Source organism: Streptococcus sp. HMSC077D04, from assembly GCF_001808785.1.
Classification (GTDB): domain Bacteria; phylum Bacillota; class Bacilli; order Lactobacillales; family Streptococcaceae; genus Streptococcus; species Streptococcus mitis_BX.
Genome location: NZ_KV794505.1, coordinates 1 through 748, shown reverse-complemented (window position 1 = coordinate 748; position 748 = coordinate 1). Strand labels below are relative to the sequence as shown.

Sequence of the window (748 nt, the reverse complement as noted above, 5' to 3'; positions counted from 1 at the left end):
GGTAGACGGATTATTGCAAATAGTGAATTTATGATTCTCCTCAAGCAAGCAAAAAATGACCGAGAAGAACTAGTTCAACTCTTAGGTTTGTCAAAAGAACTCGAAAAATACCTAGTCAATCCAGAAAAAGGGGCAGGACTGATAAAAGCTGGTTCCGTTGTCGTACCCTTTAAAAATAAGATTCCTCAAGGTACACAATTGTTTGATATTATGAGTACGGATCCTGATAAAATGGCTTCTAATTAAGGGGAAGGTAAATGAAGGATAAAAGAGAAATCATACGTGCCCGAAAGGCATTTAGAAGAAGCCTAAAAGATGAGAAAAAATTCTTGAAAAAAGGAAAGAAGGAGGTAAGGAAACAGAAAAAAGATTCCGCTGTACTGGATGAAAAAGCATGGAAAAAAGAGATAAAAGAAAAGCTAGAGGAGATGAGAGAAGCTTCAAAGGAGAGAGTAAAACAAGCAAATGAAGACTACAATCATATTCTTCAAAATAGTCCTCCATCTCTTTTGAATCGCAAAGAATTAAGAGACAGACGGTTGCCTCATGCTAGGAAACGATTGAAAATAGCCAAGAAGCAATTTAAGGAAGCCAAGGTAGAAGCAAAAGAAGAAAGAAAAGAGAGTCGTAAAGAAAGAAAAACCAATCAAAAATTTCTCTACGGTCAGGAATCGAAAGCAAAATCTAATTTTTTCTTTCAAGGGAAGAGTTTAGAAGAATTAAAAGCTAAGAAAGAAGTCAAGGCCGC

General features: G+C 36.0%; 2 pseudogenes. Both read left to right on the top strand.

The window, feature by feature from the left end:
• A pseudogene (locus HMPREF2701_RS01650) lies at positions 1-246 on the top strand (VirB4-like conjugal transfer ATPase); the annotation flags it as partial.
• A gap of 11 nt (positions 247-257) precedes the next feature.
• Positions 258-748 (top strand): annotated as a pseudogene (locus HMPREF2701_RS01645) (CHAP domain-containing protein); the annotation flags it as partial.